A 521-nucleotide genomic window follows, 5' to 3' on the forward strand; every position below is an offset into this window, starting at 1 on the left:
ATATCCAGTTTTACAATACACAACGTTATCAAACAAAATTAAACAACCTGACTCCTTGGGAATTCAGGAATCAGGTTGCTTAGTATCTTTTATTATTTGACTGTCTACTTGACAGGGAGCCGTTCATTATGAACGATTTAGGGAGAAGTTGCTAGTTGCTCTGAAAGATACGAGATACAAAAATAGTACATTATATGGACGTAGTGGGAAAACATTTTCGAACTACGATGACTTAGAGTTCATCAAAGAAAACTATCCTACGTTAGCAGATGCAAAGTTTTCCGGAGTCATCCTAACAGGCAAAGCAGAGAACTTTGCCCAACTGGAAAATCAGGATTGGATATTCGCCTCGAGCATTGGTGCAGCTATCCCAAATCAGCCTTATTATCAGCTCGATGCTAAATTTCAAGTTCAAGTTAGCCAGTCTGTAAAAATTCTCTAGGAGATTTGTAACCCAATATCTTCTTTGGATAGTTGTTAATCCAGTTTTCAATAAATGCGACTTGTTGTTGCGTCGCATT

Annotated in this window: 1 protein-coding gene and 1 pseudogene; one reads left to right on the plus strand and one right to left on the minus strand. The window is 37.8% G+C overall.

The features are described from left to right. Positions 1–2: 2 nt before the first annotated feature. Complete coding sequence (locus tag ABPH35_RS10955; RefSeq protein WP_349988131.1) at positions 3–83, plus strand: IS3 family transposase; 81 nt, start codon at positions 3–5, stop codon at positions 81–83. Positions 84–416: 333 nt separating this feature from the next. On the opposite strand, the pseudogene ABPH35_RS10960 reads toward ABPH35_RS10955, so the two are convergent. Then, positions 417–521: pseudogene (locus ABPH35_RS10960) on the minus strand (IS30 family transposase); the annotation flags it as partial.

Source organism: Streptococcus handemini (genome assembly GCF_040984445.1).
In the GTDB taxonomy this organism is placed as follows: Bacteria; Bacillota; Bacilli; order Lactobacillales; family Streptococcaceae; genus Streptococcus; species Streptococcus handemini.